General features: G+C 39.9%; 8 protein-coding genes. All 8 read right to left on the bottom strand.

Annotated elements, in window-relative coordinates; all coding sequences use genetic code 11:
* Window positions 1–1648: isopeptide-forming domain-containing fimbrial protein (locus GMD3S_RS0208550; protein WP_000871436.1), on the bottom strand; the 1648-nt coding region annotated here is incomplete at its 3' end.
* A 362-nt stretch (window positions 1649–2010) separates the two neighbouring features.
* Window positions 2011–3831 carry a G5 domain-containing protein gene (locus tag GMD3S_RS0208545; RefSeq protein ID WP_000087623.1) on the bottom strand — a complete coding sequence of 607 codons (1821 nt, stop codon included), beginning with the start codon at window positions 3829–3831 and terminating at the stop codon, window positions 2011–2013.
* Window positions 3832–3906: 75 nt separating this feature from the next.
* Window positions 3907–12078 (bottom strand): isopeptide-forming domain-containing fimbrial protein, encoded by an 8172-nt coding sequence (locus GMD3S_RS0208540; protein WP_001204245.1) that lies wholly within the window; start codon window positions 12076–12078, stop codon window positions 3907–3909.
* 59 nt (window positions 12079–12137) lie between these two features.
* Complete coding sequence (locus tag GMD3S_RS0208535) at window positions 12138–12725, bottom strand: TlpA family protein disulfide reductase (RefSeq protein ID WP_001168154.1); 588 nt, start codon at window positions 12723–12725, stop codon at window positions 12138–12140.
* Between the two features lie 390 nt (window positions 12726–13115).
* The gene (glnA, locus tag GMD3S_RS0208530; protein ID WP_001122885.1) at window positions 13116–14462 is read right to left on the bottom strand and encodes a type I glutamate--ammonia ligase; all 1347 of its coding nucleotides are present in this window, start codon (window positions 14460–14462) and stop codon (window positions 13116–13118) included.
* A gap of 38 nt (window positions 14463–14500) precedes the next feature.
* The gene (gene glnR, locus GMD3S_RS0208525) at window positions 14501–14857 is read right to left on the bottom strand and encodes a transcriptional repressor GlnR (RefSeq protein ID WP_000664333.1); all 357 of its coding nucleotides are present in this window, start codon (window positions 14855–14857) and stop codon (window positions 14501–14503) included.
* Between the two features lie 76 nt (window positions 14858–14933).
* Entirely contained in the window at window positions 14934–15461 is a 528-nt protein-coding gene (locus tag GMD3S_RS0208520) for an FUSC family protein (protein ID WP_000119887.1), read from the bottom strand.
* Between the two features lie 132 nt (window positions 15462–15593).
* The coding region (locus tag GMD3S_RS0208515; protein WP_025172981.1) for an SspB-related isopeptide-forming adhesin at window positions 15594–17510 on the bottom strand (1917 nt) is incomplete at its 5' end.

The following is a 17510-nucleotide window of genomic DNA, read 5'->3' as shown; positions in this document are numbered from 1 at the left end:
GTGTTGCCTTGTAAGTTGGTGCTGGGGTAAATTCCCAAGTACCGACGAAGTGGGCATCCGCTCCATTGATGGTTTCTGATGCCTTGTCATAAGACTTAAAGCTCCATGTACCCTCTGCCGTCTTCACTTCTGTTTGGCTTGGTTGTGTTGGCGTTACTTGAGTACCATTAGACAAGTTCTTTTCTGTTGCTGGAAGCAGGTCTTTCACTTCTTGTGGAAGTTCTTTGCCTGGGGTTCCACTCACAAACTCATGATGTTTTTCATAAAGGAGGGCCGTGCTTACCTGATTAGAAGGAGCTGATAAATTATCAACATGCAATGTTACAGTATTGTCAATCTTTCCAGAACCTTTTTCTTCTACTTTTTTGTTTGTAGTAGTATTATAAGTTACAATAATTTCAGCAGAAGAATTTGCTTTTATGTATTCAGGTGTCATTTTAACAGTAACAGTTTGACCATTCTTTTCAATAGTATAATCACGCCCTTCCTGTAAAGTCACTCCACCTGATTCCACTTTAAGTCCTTGATAATTAAGGCGCTCATCAAATTTCTGAACCATTTCGATAGATGAAGGCGTTGCTAAAATGTCCTTACCTGGAACCGGAACTTTAAACGTAGCTTTATAGGTTACATCTTGTCCTTCCTTAGCTGGAATCTCTGTAGGATCCACTGCTAGAACAGGGCTCGGATCAATTTTTTCAATATAAAGACCAAAGACGGCCGAAGCAACCTCTGTTGATGAGTAACCAAAATTCATACTATTACTATTTGATCGAAGGGCAAAACCAGAGATATTGTTCTCAGAATAGCTACCGCTTGTAATCTGAGTTGCTACCCAAGCAGTTCGATCTCCTTGATCTTCCTGTCTTAAGACATTGGCATTATTCATCAAACGAAGATTAACATCATTTTGATAATCCTTAACATAGAAGGTTTCCTTCAAGTTGTTGGCATCCATTGCATCGATGTCTGTTGGCTTCATAACCAACTTCAAATCTGTCTCGGAACCATCTGCATAACGCAACTCTGCTGTTACATCCGCATCAAGCCAAAAAGCCTTATTCATAATGTAGTCATGAGCTGCATCTACATAGGGAACATTCCCAATTTCAAAAGCATTATTTTCCCACAATTCTGAAATAGAGAAAAATTCAACAGTAGATTTTTGAGCACTATTCATCTCAGATTCTGCCTGAGCAGTGTTTAGATAGTGAAGAGTTACCTTATTGAATTTTAAGTAAGCATCTACTTGCTTACCATTAACTGTCCCAATATTTGTGAATTTTAGAGAAAGAGGATTTTCAAAAACTTGATCCTGTTTTTTACTTTTATCTACTTTAAGAGTAAAGTTCTCCATCTCGCCTGGATAGGCACCACCCCAGAGATATTCATAGTGGGGATTCGATAAATGAAACTGATCAACAGCCTGTGATTTAGATAAAACACTAAAATTGTTGATGTTCAAATTAAACTTACGAATATCCAAGGTTGAGATATCCGTTCCGTTTTTTATTTCTTCTAAAGCCGCATAAGATTGAAGCGGAATAAGAAAAATAGAAAAAAGTAAAACGACTAGTCCGAGAAAAGCCTGTTTTTTTCTACTGAAAATAGTAGAAAAAGGCATTCTCATGCGATATTTCCATTTCATAATGTACCTCCAAAACTAAAAATGATTGTTTAATCATTTCAAAAGAAATATTCATCTCATTTTAACACAAAAAAAGGGCAATTAAAAGTAGATTATAGATAAAAATTTATTATTTTGTATTTCCAGATTGTCAATTTTTGGTGAGAATAATTAAAATATAAAAATTTTAGAAAAGGCGTTTACACCATGTGAATAACTGTTTTATAGTTAATCCTATTATCACTCTATGAGTTTCATAACGTACTCAAGCCACACATAAACATTAATATATTTAATTTTTTATAAAGAAAGAACCCAAGAATAAATTCTGGGTTCTTTTTAGTATTTCTCGTACAAAAGATACTTTTGTATATTAGAGAGCCTTAGTCCTTCTTACGAACGACAAAGCCTACTAGACCGGCGATAAATAAACCAATCATTGAAAGAAGACTGGTAGAAGCTGTACCTGTGCTTGGTAGAACTTTCTTATCTTGGCTTGCAGTTTCTTCTTTCTTAGTGCTTTCAGCTTGGTTCCCTGTTATTGCAGTATCATTCTTATCACCGTTGGTTGTTGTAGGAGTTACTTTCTTAGTTCCAACTTCAACAATCTCATCTACTGCTGGAGTGGTGATTGTGCTTGATTTCTCAACTCGACCTGTTTCAACGCCGTCTGTGTAAGTCACTGTATAAACAATGGTGCGAACACCCTTCTTACCAGCTGTCTTCACTTGACGACTTCCTTCTGGAAGATCTGGATTTGTGACTTCCTTAGTTTGGAAGGCAACATCTTCTGTCTTCGTTTCTTCCTTAGTCGTTACAACTGGGGCTACTACTTTCTTAGTTCCAACTTCGACAACTTCGTCTACTGCTGGAGTAGTGATTGTGTTTGATTTCACCTCGCGACCTGTTTCAACGCCGTCTGTGTAAGTGACAGTTTCAACAATCGTACGAACACCCTTCTTACCAGCTGTCTTCACTTGACGAGTCCCTTCTGGAAAATCTGGATTTGTTACTTCCTTAGTTTGGAAAGCAACTTCTTCTGTCTTGGTCTCTTCCTTAGTCGTTACAACTGGGGCTACTACTTTCTTAGTTCCAACTTCGACAACTTCGTCTACTGCTGGAGTAGTGATTGTGTTGGATTTCACCTCACGACCTGTTTCAACGCCGTCTGTGTAAGTGACAGTTTCAACAATGGTACGAACACCTTTTTGCCCAGCTGTTTTCACTCGGCGAACACCTTCAGCTAAGAGTGCATTTTCAACCTCACGAGTCTGGAAGGCAACTTCTTCAGTTTTGGTTACTTCCTTAGTCGTTACAACAGCTTTCCCACCGGTATAGGTAATCTTGTTTTTTGCAGCTTTCTTGGTCTTGCGTGAAACTTCTTTACGAGATTTTTCAACACCATCCACTTTTGTCACTTCATAAGTGACTTCATCAATACCTTCTTCACCTTCTTCAACACGTGTTTGACCTTTATCCAGTGCTGGGTCTACTTTCGTTTCTTCTTTAAAAGCAACTTTCTCCTCTACAGTCACTGTTTCTTTGGTTTCTACACCTGTTTTCTTAGTTCCTACTTCGATGATTTCTTCTACTGGTTCTTTAATTACTGTTTGGCTCTTTCTATCACGTTTTTTCTCAACGCCATTTACCAAAGTAACATCCCAAACAACTTTCTTCTGACCTTTTTCTCCCGCTTGTTTTACCTTTCGAGTACCTTCGGCGAGGTCTGCATTGTTTTCTGTACGAGATGGGTAAGGAATCTCCTCAGTAGTTGTGACTTCTTGATGTTCTTCTTTTAAATCTCCCCCTGAGAGAAGCGCCTCAGCCTTAGCTTTTAAAGAATTGTAGCGAGCTTCAAGCGCCGCAAAACTTTTTTGACCTTCTGGACTCTTCATTGCCTTCTTTGCAGTCTCAAAAAAATTCTTTGCTTCTTCTACATCACCCTCTAGGAGTTCTTTATTCTCCTCTTCTGGATTATCTGTATAATCCTTAATCGAAGATTCTATATTATTGAGCATTCTTTTGAACGTATTTGCAATGTTTCGCTCTTGTCCGTCTGGAATTTCTTCATCTTCTGCCGGAGTCTCTTCTGCATGCACTGTTGGAATTCGATACAAGTCAGGAGCTACATGATAAGTTACTACTCCAAGAGCATTTAAAGCAAGTATAGAAATCCCTAACTTTAATAATTTTTTTCTACTCATTATTCTTTCCTTAACACTTTCAATATACAGTAAGGAGAAGAGTAAAATTTTCTACTCTCCTCTTACTATATGATACTAACGTTCAGCTTTACGCTTCCAAACTAGAAGTCCAGCAAGTCCTAGAGTAAGGGCTGCAAGTACTCCAAAGATTGAAGATCCTTCAGAACCTGTATTTGGCAATGTTTTACCTGGTTCTGTTGGTTTTTTCGGAATATCCCCCTCTGCTGGTGGGATATTTAGAGCTGGTGGCGTTACCGGAACCGGTGGTGTCACCACAACCTTGTTGGTAGTTTTTGATTTATCGTTAAAGCTTACTTTTGCCGTATTTGGTACACCTGTCGCGAATTGTGCAAAATCTGTTCCTTCTCTGAAGTTTGTATAAAGAACGAGAGTTACTTTACTTCCCTTCAAGGCTTCGAGAACATCCTTATCGCTGATTTCAAGAGTTACAATGTTTTGAACTTCATCGTAAGTAACAGTGGCAATTGCTTCCAACTCTTTACCTACTAATTCACTACGATCATTTGAAACCTTACTCAATTTATCAATAGCCGCTTGAAGCTTAGTTTGAGCTTCTTTCAGGTTCTTGATTTCATTTTCAAGTTTCTCTTGTTGTTGTTTCTTATCAGCTGGTGCTAATTCTGCTTCTTTCTCCGCTGGTGCTTGAAGCTTAGCCAAGTTTTCTTCAGCTACTTTCAACTCTGCCTCTAGGCTTGCAAGGTTTTGACTTGTTTCGGTGTCAGCAGGTTTCTTATCTTCTGTTGCAGAAGAATCAGATGTAGCTTGAGTTGCCGGCGTTTCCGCTTCAGCTGGTTTAGCTGGTTGCGCTGCCTTAGCTGCTTCCAACTTCGCTTTCAATTCAGCCACTTTAGCTTCCGCCGCTTTTAGGTCTTCCTTCTTGTTATCCTCTGTTGAGGTCTCATCAATTGACTTACCTGTCAAAGCTTTCAGTTCCTTCTCTGCCTGTTCAACTTGAGCTTGAAGAGCTGCTTTGAGCTTGTCAAACTGAGCGTTTTCAACTTTAAGAGCGATTCGGTCTTTATTGACTTTCAAAACTGAATGGATTTCATCACTGATCGTGAAGTTCGTCAAATCTGTCTTGACAAGACGACCATATTGATCTTTCTTGGCATTTCCATTTTCATCCACTGGATCCGTTGGAACCGGAGTAGTGATATCGAAGCGGAAAGTATCTGTTGCATTTGGCAAGTTGTATGAAGTCCCTGGTGTTGATCCATTTTCTGGTCCAACTGTCTTAGCAGGTTCACCTGGTGTCGGATCTGTTGGTTTTTCTGGGTCACGTGGTTTCACCGTTACCGGTTTTGATTCCTTGCTGCCAGATTGACCATTGGCATCCTTGAAGTTGACAGTTGCTTTGTTTGGTACCAATTGGTCCTTATAAGCTTTCAAATCGCTATTCGCTTTGAGTTTAGCTGGGATGTACAATTGAATCTCTTTGAAACCTTTCAATCGAGCGAAATCTTTCACTTTTACAGTGACAGTATTTCCTTCAACACTTGTTTCAAGAGCTCCATTTGCATCACGACCGTCCACATAGGCTACTGGTGTATCAGCGATTGCCAAGACCGGTTCGAGTGTATCTGTGACTGTGAACTCTTTGTACTTATCAATATCTTTTGGCAAAGTTGTATTGACATTATACATGTATGGTGCGTCGTATTCCACATCCAAGTGGTCCAAGGTACGATTAATCTTCTTAGAAATTTCTGGTTCTGGTTCTTTTGGAACGATTACCGGAACTTTATTCGAATCTTTGTGTAGCCCTGGTTTGTGTGGGAACTTCGCATCATAAGAAGCTGTATTTGGAACAGTGAATCCACGATCTGTTAGATATGGAGTCAAATCAGCTCCCGCTTTAATCTTCGCAGTGAAGCTCAATTCAACTGCTTGACCGCCATTGGCTTTTACTTGTTCTTCTGTAAGGGTCAAGGTAATCGTTTGACCTTCTACCTTGATTTGGCTAGCATCAAGAGCTTGACCATTCAAGGTCGCACTTGCTGAACCTGCATAATCAAGAACAGACTCAAGTGTATCACTTACACTGAAGGAGGATACATCTGTTGGGACACTTGTTTTCACGTTGTAAGTGAAAATTTGGTCACGATCAGCGAGGATTTCCTCAGTTTTAGCATTCACATCTTTCTTGATTTCTGGTTCGTCTGGTGTTGGTGGTGTTACTGGGACTTCGTTCGAATCCTTGTGCACACCTGGTTTGTGTGGGAAGCTTGCGTCATAAGAAGCCTTATTCGGAATCTGTGTACGGCCGTCTTCCTTCACATATGCGGACAAGTTTGCGCCAGCTTTGATCTTGGCGTCAAATGTTAATTCAACTGCTTGACCGCCACTTGCTTTCACTTGTTCTTCTGTAAGGGTCAAGGTAATCGTTTGACCTTCTACCTTGATTTGACTTGCATCAAGAGCTTGACCATTCAATTTAGCACTTGAAGTTCCTGCGAACTCAAGAACATCTTCGATCTTATCGGTTACGCTGAAGGCTGTCGCATCTTGCGCTACTGTCGTTTTCACGTTGTAAGTGAAGACTTCATCACGTTTTGCGAGGGTTTCTTCTGCCTTGCCGTTCACATCTTTCTTGATTTCTGGCTCGTCTGGTGTTGGTGGCGTTACTGGAACTTCGTTAGAGTCCTTGTGCACACTTGGTCTGTGTGGGAAGCTTGCGTCATAAGAAGCCTTATTCGGAATCTGTGTACGGCCGTCTTCCTTCACATATGCGGACAAGTTCGCGCCAGCTTTGATCTTGGCGTCGAATGTTAATTCAACGGCTTGACCGCCATTGGCTTTCACTTGTTCTTCTGTAAGCGTCAAGGTGATGGTTTGACCTTCTACTTTGATTTGGCTAGCATCAAGAGCTTGACCATTCAAGGTTGCACTTGAAGTTCCTGCGAACTCAAGAACATCTTCGATCTTATCGGTTACGCTGAAGGCTGTCGCATCTTGCGCTACACTTGTTTTCACATTATAGGTGAAGACTTCATCACGTTTTGCGAGGGTTGCTTCTGCCTTGCCGTTCACATCTTTCTTGATTTCTGGCTCTTCTGGTGTTGGAGGTGTTACTGGGACTTCATTAGAATCCTTGTGCACACCTGGTTTGTGTGGGAAGCTTGCGTCGTAAGAAGCCTTATTTGGAATCTGTGTACGGCCGTCTTCCTTCACATATGCGGACAAGTTTGCGCCAGCTTTGATCTTCGCGTCGAATGTTAATTCAACTGCTTGACCGCCATTGGCTTTCACTTGTTCTTCTGTAAGCGTCAAGGTAATCGTTTGACCTTCTACCTTGATTTGGCTTGCTTCAAGGGCTTGACCATTCAATTTAGCACTTGAAGTCCCTGCGAACTCAAGAACATCTTCGATCTTATCGGTTACGCTGAAGGCTGTCGCATCTTGCGCTACACTTGTTTTCACATTATAAGTGAAGACTTCATCACGTTTCGCGAGGGTTGCTTCTGCCTTGCCGTTCACATCTTTCTTGATTTCTGGCTCGTCTGGTGTTGGTGGCGTTACTGGGACTTCATTAGAGTCCTTGTGGTATTTTGGATTATGATCAATATCATAAGAAGCCTTATTCGGAATCTCTGTCTTACCATCTTTATTCACATAAGCTGATAAGTTGGCATTATCTCTAATCTTAGCCTTGAAATTCACTTCAATTGACTTACCGGCATCTGCTTTTACAGAAGCTTCTGTAAAGGCAACTTTGATGACTTGACCAGAAAGTGTCACTGTCGCCTTCGATCCTGCATCCTCACCATCAAGTTTAACAGTAGCTGAAGCATTCTCACCGACAAATTCTAGAACTTCTTTCAACTCGTCTGTCATCTCAAACACAGTTGCGCTGGCAGGCATTGTTGTTTTCAAAGTATAAGTAAATTCTTCATTACGTTTTACAAGATCATAACGTTCTGCTCTGTTTACTTCCTTCTTAAGCTCTGGAGTAGTGGTTGGTGGTGGTGTAACGGTAACTGGTTTTGATTCTTTCTTAGAATCAGGATTATCATTAATGATGTAGCTAGCAGTATTTGGTACTACCGGCTTGTCTTTTGATTCATTTGGATAAGCTGCTAAGAGTGCATCAAAGGTAATGCCTTCCTTCACCTTAGCCTTAAATGAAACTTGTACAGCTTTACCAGCATATTGTTTCACTTGCTCTTTACCAAATGTGACCGTCAAACGTTGACCTTCTGTTGTTACAGTGAGGTCTTGAACAGCTTGGCCATCAACAGTGACCGTTGCTTCTCCTTCAAATGCCAATTCTTTGACGATATCATCTGAAATAGTGAAGCTATCTGCCACATGTGGAACCGTTGAGTCAATCGTATAAGTAAAGATTTCTGATAACTTACCAAGATCTGCGTGTTCCTGACCATTCACCTTCTTAGTGATTGGCGGTGGAGTAACAGTGACTGGCTTGGTTTCTTTCTCACCTTGTTGGTCATTCTTGTTGGTGTAAGTAATCTTAGCTTTGTTCTCAATAGATGGAACAGTTGAGCCTTTCTTCACTTTGGCATGAATCACGAGCTCTACTTCTTGGTTACCGTAGTCACCCGCATTCGCAAAATCTTTCATCGTTGCAGTCACGGTTTGACCTTGAACTGTTACATCGAAGAATTTCGCTGCCGCTCCCTTGATTTCAGCTTGACCTGGAGTCAAGTTCTCATCCAAGGTATCCGTTACAACGAAGGACTTGTACGTTGTAATATCATTTGGCAATTTCGCTTTGATATTATAAGTAAAGTCGGTTTCTGCCCCGATTGTTGCCTCTGTCAGTGTTTCGTTGATTTTCTTATCAACACCTGGTTCTGATGGAGGGGTTACGGTGACAGGTTTCGTTTCTTTTTCTCCGCTATGATCGTTCTTATCTGTGAAGCTGAACTTCGCAGTATTTGGAATGTTGATACGAGTCACTCCATCATTGATCTTAGCCGGAATAATCAATTCCACTTCTTGACCAGCAAGAGCTGTAGCGTTCGCAAAGTCCTTCATCGTTGCAGTCACGGTTTGACCCTCAACTGTTACATCGAAGAAGGCTGCAGCTGCTCCTTTGATAACTGGTTTGCTTGAAGTTTCATTGATAACTGACAAATCTCCTTCAAGTGTATCTGTAATCACAAATTTCTTGTAATCTGTAATATCTGTTGGAAGTTTTGTCTTAATGTTGTAGTTATACGCTTGACCTGTCGCGATATCTAAGTGATCAAGAGTTTCATTGATCTTCTTCGTTACAGGAGGTGGCGTTACGGTGACAGGTTTCGATTCAACTTCTTTCTCTACATTATTCTCATTTGTAAAGGAAATAGAAGCCTTGTTTTCAATGATTGTGCCTGTCACACCATTTTTAACTTTTGCAGGAATGACTAGTTCAACAGTTGAGTATTTTGCAAGTTCACCAAACTGACCATCCTTCACCGTTGCCGTAATCTCTTGGCCATTGGTGTGGATATCAAAGAGGGCCGCTGCAGAACCTTTAATACTTACGTCTCCTGCAAGTTCCAAATTAGCATCCAGTGTATCACGAATCACAAATTTCTTGTAATTAGCAACATCACTTGGTACTGCTGTTGTAATGTTGTAGTTGTATGGTTGCCCATCAAACGTTTGGAAGCTATCCAAGTTCTCATTAATCTTCTTATCAATAGAAGGTTCTTGTGGTTTTGGTGGTGTAACCGTTACTTTATTCGATGTTTTCTTGATATCATTCAAGGCAACATCTGCCGTGTTAGGTACTTTAATTTGACCATCTTCCTTATATTTAGAAAGGTCAGCACCCGGACGAATCTTAGCCTTGAAGGTCAATTCTAGGTATTGAACATCTTTAGTCTTACGACGCGTTACCTTACGTGAGATCTTTTCGAGTTGAGTTTTATCAAGAGTCAGTGAAACAGTTTGACCTTCAACTTTTGCAGCAGTTTTCAAGTCAGTATTATCTTTTTCACCAAGTTTTACATTCAAGCTATCTGCCTGAACTTCCAACTCTGAAACAACTGTATCCGTAAGGCTAAATGTATCTGCAATGCCTGGCCATGGAACAGTCACTTTGTACTCAAAGAGTTCCTCTTCTGCCTTCAAATCTTCATGTTCTTTGTCATTAACCTTCTTCGTAATTTCTGTTACAACTGGAGGTTTCACGTAAACTGGATTTGAACGGCGAATGGTACTTGGTTTGTCAGCTGTTTTAGCATGTTTACTTGGATCAGGATTATTATCCTCACCATTCCACATGATATTACCCTGGTTCAGCAAACCGAAGCCATCATTATCCTGAAGAAGGGCCATGAATTCTTTGCTCGCTTGATTATTGCGATATTGCTCCTTCAAGCGAACGGTAATGGTCATTTTAGCTTTTTGAAGCACTAAGTATTCATAACCATTCACACTTGGTACATCAGCAACAACAACTTCACGTTCGTTTCCGAGATCGTCATTTTGTTTCACTACACGAGTCAAGATTTGACCTTGTGGTCCAGAAGCATGATGACCTACAACTTCTAAACGATAGTCAAGAGGGTCTGTCAACATAACGTTTTGCTTAAACTCATAAGGAACGTTGTTGAAGTTGTAATCTACTGTATAAGTAAATGTTTCGTCTTTGGCAGACAAGTTAGCCGCATAGGCTGGTTTTTTAGTCAATTGAAGTGGATCTTCAATAGTACCAGTATCATTGCTTTGATCTTGGTCTGCAATTTTCTTGGTGGCACTTGGGTAACAGTATTCAAGTTTTTGAACTTCTACAGTTTCTTTCGAACCACCGATTGTTTCAGTCGCAAAATCACCAACTTTAAATTTACCAGTCAGCTCAGGAACTGGAACTGTCTCCTTAACTGGTTTGTAGTCTGCAGGAGGGTCTTGCTCATCATCCTCATCAACTTGTTCAGCATGTGCTTCCTTACTCAAATCATAGTCAAACTTGTTGTTTCCTGGATTAAAGACACTCTCTGGAACAGAGATTGTAACCTTGTCTCCTTCTTGAACAATCTTACCACGAATTTCTTTCTTCGAATCGGTAACCTTTGATACAATCTTCTTACCATTAATTCGAACTGCATCTACCTTATATCCTGGAGTAACTTCAAACTCACCTTTGATATCTTCTTTAACCAGAGCAGCACCAACAGATTCTAGAACTCGACTTGAGAATTTATTGATATCGCTTTGTTCATTAACATAGAAGGAAACATCTTTTCCATTGATATTTTTAGCTGGAGAAGCCATCCCCTCTAATGCTTCATGGAAAATCTCTTGGACACTTCGGTTATCCCCTATATCAAAATATTTTGAATAACCTTCTTTATATGTGTCATAGTACTGAGCTTTGGAATTCGCAAAGATTGTTACGTCTTCCCAGAAACCAACTACTACTGTTCCTTCAGAACCAACAACATTTTTAAGTCTTGTAGATGCTTCCTTAACCTCTTTCACACGCCCTAAAACGTTTTGAGACGCCTCTGTTAGTTCATTAAAATTCCATGCACGTGTAAGAATATTGTTCCGATAGTCACTGTACTCTAGACGAACCTTACCATCAGGGTCACGTTTCCCATTGGCAACACCATCCGTAATCAAAAGAAAGATAGTTTTACGACCATTAGCCATATTCCCTTTTCTTTCATTATATTGAGCAATGACATCGTCAATAGCTGGAACAGTTGGTGTTCCTCCCGCTACTTTAATATTATTAATGAATTGATGGATATCATTTTGGTCAGAAGACAAGTTACTTGCCTTGTATTTGTAATCATAGTCAGGTCCCCAACTACCATAAACATCTTTACGGCCTGTAAAATCGTTATTGTAGTAGTAGTTGTATCCATCTGCACCTTGGAAGGTCGCCATCATAACCCGGTCTGATGTATCTGGATTATCAGTCTTAACCAAACGTGGGTTATTTTCATCATACTCTTCTTCCTTCACAAATGTCGTCAGAGTTTTTAAAGCATTCTGGACATTTGGAATGGTGTTCTTAAATGATCCACTCGCATCCTGCAAGATTACCAAATCCACTGGTTTTCTAGGCAGGCGCCAGCTAATTTTTTCCGTTTTTTCAATTTTACGGGAACATCCATTTTGTGTTATCTTTGTATTTCCACCTACTTCAATAGTACTACCGCCTTCATTTGCTGCAGCGCTACCAAGTATCTGTCCCATTAAGGCTAATGGAACAGATAAGAATAAAATGATAAACAATATGGAGACCTTTTTAATGAAATCTCTCATTGCTATTTCTGAAATCCTATTGTGATTTCTTCTTCCCCCTTTTCTATAGTAGATATATGTTAGTTGAGTAGTGTTTGCAACTCTTTAGAAAAGCTTTCCGCATCGGAATGGTTAACCAATACATTTTTTACTTCTTGCTTTTTGGTTACAAAATACATACTTGGTATGGTCTGAACCTGTAATAGATCTGCAGCTGATTGATCTTCGTCATAGTAATAAGGGAAAGTGTATCCTTTTTCCTTAATGTATCGATCAGCACTCTCTTTTGTTTCTTTACCAGGTTCGTTCATATTTAGTAAAACAAAATTGATCTGTTCACCATACTTTTCATACATCTGCTGAACAATGGGTAGTTGTTTCTGACAATGAGGACACCAACTAGCCCATTCGACAATTAACATAGGTTTATCATACAGCTCTGAACTAGCAACCAATTTACCGTCTTGAGAAGTCATTTTAAATTCTGGAAGTTGTTGACCTTTTAGACTCAAGGCAGTATTGTTCTCAGCACTTGAAGTTGATTGCGAAACTGATGAAGTCCCTACTTCTCCGTCCTTAGCGGGTCTAGTATAATAAATCAAACCCACCGACAATCCGATGATGACTCCCACTGCTAAAAACGGAAGCCACCACTTATCTTTTTGCATAGAATCTCCTTTCCTTTTTGATGAAATATGGCGAGTAGAACTTGAGTAAATAATATATTAAATAATTTATAAACTCTCCAAAACTCATCCATTCCAAAAAACATTTTATCATTTACTAATTCGTATTTCAAGAAATATGTTGTCAAATTGTAAACTTTTTTCTTTCCCACGCTAAACCCGCCACACTACTGCATTAAATAGGTATAATGAAAATGATTGGACGTTATTTTCTAATTATTTTCAGAATATTATTTCTTTTTAATGCATAATTCACTCTTTCTTGTTTTCTGTTTTTCTATATAATAACTATACTAAAAACAGCAACGAAATACATTTAAAAATTTGCAATAATAAAAAAGATTGCCCAATCAGACAATCTTTTTTATGTTCTTAATACAAATCAAGATAATTATCAACTTCCCATTGTGACACAAAGGTTGCATAGCTAGCCCACTCGATACGTTTAGCTTCAAGGAAGCTCGTGTAGATGTGTTCACCTAGGGCTGCCTTGACCACTTCATCCTCAGTCAAGGCTTTCAAGGCGTTGTGAAGCGTTGATGGAAGGTCAGTAATTCCAGCTTCCTTACGCTCTTCCGCTGTCATGATATAGATATTTTCTTCGATAGGAGCTGGTGCTTCGATTTTGTTTTCAATACCATGCAAACCAACTTCCAATAGAACTGCCATAGCGATGTATGGGTTTGCCATCGGGTCCACTGAACGCAACTCAAGACGAGTTCCCATACCACGTGAAGCTGGTACGCGCACAAGTGGCGAACGGTTACGACCAGCCCAAGCAATGTAAACAGGCGCTTCATAACCTGGAACCAAACGTTTGTATGAGTTAACTGTTGGGTTCATGATAGCAGTATAGTTGTAAGCATGTTTGATCAAACCACCAAGGAAATGGTAGGCCGTTTCAGATAACTGCATTCCTTTTGGATCATTTGGATCAAAGAAGGCATTGTTTCCTTCCGCATCAAACAAGGACATATTACAGTGCATACCTGATCCAGCGATACCAAATTTTGGTTTTGCCATAAAGGTTGCGTACAAACCATGTTTGCGAGCAATAGTTTTAACAACGAGTTTAAAGATTTGAATCTTGTCACAGGCACGGAGGACTTCATCATACTTGAAGTCAATTTCATGTTGACCAACCGCAACCTCGTGGTGACTTGCTTCTACTTCAAATCCCATTTTGGTCAAGACATTCACGATTTCACGACGCGTATTGTCTGCAAGGTCAGTAGGGGCCAAATCAAAGTAGCCACCCTTGTCATTTACCTCAAGAGTCGGATCCCCATTTTCATCCAACTTAAATAGGAAGAATTCTGGTTCTGGACCAAGGTTGAAAGATTTGAATCCTACTTCTTCCATATGACGAAGTGCACGCTTCAGATTACCACGAGGGTCACCTGCAAATGGTTCGCCTTCTGTTGTATAGACATCACAGATCAAACCTGCAACACTTCCATTTTCATCTCCCCAAGGGAAGACTGTCCATGTATCCAAGTCTGGGTACAAGTACATATCTGACTCATTGATACGTACAAAACCTTCAATAGAAGAGCCATCAAACATGGCTTTGTTTGACAAGACCTTATCTAACTGTTCATCTGTAGCAGGAATTTCGACGTTTTTCATGGTTCCCAGAATATCTGAAAACATGAGACGGATAAAGGTAACATTTTTTTCCTTGACTTCACGACGAATATCTGCAGCTGTGATTGGCATGGGTTTTCTCCTTAATATATATGACTACTTGCGATTGCCTAACCGCGACCAAAGGGTGACCGTACTGAAGCAAAGCGCCCCTGCTGGAGGAGTTCATTGTGGAGTGCACGACGCACTTCCGTCTGACTCACAGCTTTCTTGGACTTCGCCTCGCGTTCAGCATATTTTTTCTTAATCGCAGCAATATTATGACCTTCAGAGATATAATCTTTGATTTCAAGCAGACGATCCATATCATTCAACGAATACATGCGACGGTTCCCTTCGTTTCGATCAGGTTTGATCAACTCTTGATCTTCATAATAACGAATCTGACGCGCCGAGAGATCGGTCAATTTCATAACACTGCCGATAGGAAAAACAGCCATATTTCGGCGAAATTCTCTTTCCTTCATTTACAATTTCCTTCTTCCTGTCTATTATAGTCTAAAAAAAGACATACGTCAACGAATAATGTCATAAAATGTAACATTATTTTCTTTTTTTCTCCCAAAAGAGTTTCAGTTGCTCAATATCATAATTTACAAGGATTGCGACAAAAACTCCCATAAATGTTTCAAATACGCGCGCAAACACGTACAAAAATGTTTCTCCGCTTGGTATTGATAGGGTAATGATCAACATGGCTGCTACACCACCAATAACTCCTGCCTTGTTATTCATGGCAACGTTTGTCATAATGGTTAACATGGTGCAAATCGGAACAACTAGTAAGGTTACCCAAAAGGCTCCATGAAATAAAGTGTTTAAGAGGAAAAAGACAAGGGCGTAAAAACCGCCAATGCTATTTCCTAAGATACGCGAAGTTCCAAAATGGACGCTCTTATCAAAGCTCTCTCGTAGACTGAAGACCGCTGTCAATGCTCCGATTTGAAGCCCCTTCCAGCCAAAAAAACCAAAAATCAAGAGAACTATAAATACAGCAATCCCCGTTTTGAAAGTTCGCATACCAAGCTTGAACTGTGACTTATCAAATTTATATTTTTTAAAATAACTCATAATCTCAACTTTCTACTACCATTTTAACATAAATTAGTTGATTTTATGAGTGAAAATCAATAGGAAGCGTTTTTAATTTAGGGCTATAAAAAAGAGGAAACAGAGTTCCTCTTTTCTATTTAAATTCAGAGCTTAGTTACTTTCGTCTTCTTTACGTTTCAACTGACCAAGTCCTAAAACTCCTACTAAAGCTGCTAGACCAAGATATGGCATGTAGCTTGAATCATTTGTACCTGTTTGAGGTAGAGTAGGGTTACCTTTTGGATTTGGAGTAGGAGTTGTTGGCTCCCCTGGTTTCTTAGGTTCTGGCGTTGTCGTGCGAACTGTGTTTGAAGCGTAAGCAACTTTATTCACAGTATTTACATAGGTATTTTCAAAGGTTCCGACAGCAATTCGTTTCATTTGAATATAAGTCTCAGCTTGGAATGGAGAATCCAACTGAATCTCTTGAAGGAATTCTTCCTTGAAGCGAATGGTAATCATTCCCTTATCTTTATCATGTTCAACCTGTGTTTCAGCTGTTAAGTCTGTCCCTGCCTTGATAACACGACCGTCTTTCAATCGGATATCAACCTTGGCAAGAACTTTATAATTTCCAGTGTATTGATCACCTTTTTGGTCATAATCATCTACAAAACTATAGTCATTTAAGTCCTCAGAATGATTTTGTGGAATCAAACCACCAATTAAACGATAATTGAAGTACTGGTTCAACGGAATTGTTTGGCCATCGATATTGTCACTGCTTGGATCCATACTGATTGTCACATCTTTTTTAGGTGTGATTTTCGGTACATTATTGACAACTACTTCTGTAGCATAGCCATTTCCAAAATCAATTTGGTAGGCTTTGTTTTCATACTTACCACCCGTTTGACCAAATTCAGGTTTAACTGTCATCGGATCTGTGATGAGCAATGATTTTCCTGCTGCTACATAGTTCTTGTAGAATTCGGCTGGATTATCAGCTGAGAAGAGTTGGAAAGCACCTTTAACAGTGATGTTTGCTTTCTTCAACAGATCTTGAACCTTCTTAGGCGCAGCTTCTAAACTATCAAACTGTTGAACACTGATACCTGATACAAGATTGCCCTCTAGATCACGGATCTTAACCAATTCTGGTTGAAGGGTTAAGGCTTCTTCTGGATAATCATCCACATAGTAGAAACCATTTTGAATCGCTTCTTTAGAAGATTTATCTCCCTTGTATTGGTCCAAATCCCATGTGAGTTCATAGTAGTTCGTTGAACCAGCTAGAACTTCTTTGCCATCAATATTCACACCTTGCTTGTTCTTGTTAACTTTCAAAGGCTTGATGTAGTTGTTATTTGGATTGTCAGGATCATTTGGTTTACCTGGAGTCGTTACACGAACAATGTTTGACTTGACACCGTAGGCATCGTTGACTGTCAATGTAAAGTTGTTTGTATAAGTCGCCCCATCATTCAAGACACGACCAACAACAGTTGGATATAGAGTCTCAAAGGATTTTGTCAAATCTGCATTGAAAGCTGCCAAGGTCTCCTCAGTAGCCTTAAAGGTTACAGTGTGACTAGCTTTGTCATAGCTTGTTTCAAAACCTTTGCTTGCAGCCTTGGTTGCTTCCAAATCAAACTGATAGCCAGTTGGAAGTGGATCTACCAATACAAACGAAGTTGTTTTTGGACGCCCTGCAGTTAAAGCTTCCGTTTTCAACTCAAACTTCACTACAGACTGCTTAGCAACTAGAGTACGGTCGATATCTACTCCATCCTCATTTTTAATTTCTTTATTAATCTGAGGTTGTGCAAATAGACGATTGTAATGGAAGTGAACTGTTGGCACCGCTGGTGGTGTTGGCAAGTGCTTAGGAGTTGGTGCTAGCGGCGGAGTTGGCAATGGATCATAATTTGGCTCTTCTGGTTTTGATGGCTCTGGTTGATCTGGAGTTTTTACCGGTGGAGTTGGCTCATTTTCATAGCTTGGTGCTACTGGAGCTGGTTCCAATGGTTTCTCTGTCTCATATGTTGGCTCTTCTGGTTTTGATGGCTCCGGTTGATCTGGAGTTTT

Source organism: Streptococcus sp. GMD3S (genome assembly GCF_000298695.2).
Lineage (GTDB): Bacteria > Bacillota > Bacilli > Lactobacillales > Streptococcaceae > Streptococcus.
The sequence above is the reverse complement of the archived record's forward strand: the minus strand, read 5'-3'. Positions and strand labels throughout refer to the sequence as shown.

Bases quoted from the DNA above. Each gene is read 5' to 3' on its own strand.
- GMD3S_RS0208545 (WP_000087623.1), bottom strand. From the start codon at position 3,831: ATGAGTAGAAAAAAATTATTAAAGTTAGGGATTTCTATACTTGCTTTA.
- GMD3S_RS0208540 (WP_001204245.1), bottom strand. From the start codon at position 12,078: ATGAGAGATTTCATTAAAAAGGTCTCCATATTGTTTATCATTTTATTC.
- GMD3S_RS0208535 (WP_001168154.1), bottom strand. From the start codon at position 12,725: ATGCAAAAAGATAAGTGGTGGCTTCCGTTTTTAGCAGTGGGAGTCATC.
- glnA (WP_001122885.1), bottom strand. From the start codon at position 14,462: ATGCCAATCACAGCTGCAGATATTCGTCGTGAAGTCAAGGAAAAAAAT.
- glnR (WP_000664333.1), bottom strand. From the start codon at position 14,857: ATGAAGGAAAGAGAATTTCGCCGAAATATGGCTGTTTTTCCTATCGGC.
- GMD3S_RS0208520 (WP_000119887.1), bottom strand. From the start codon at position 15,461: ATGAGTTATTTTAAAAAATATAAATTTGATAAGTCACAGTTCAAGCTT.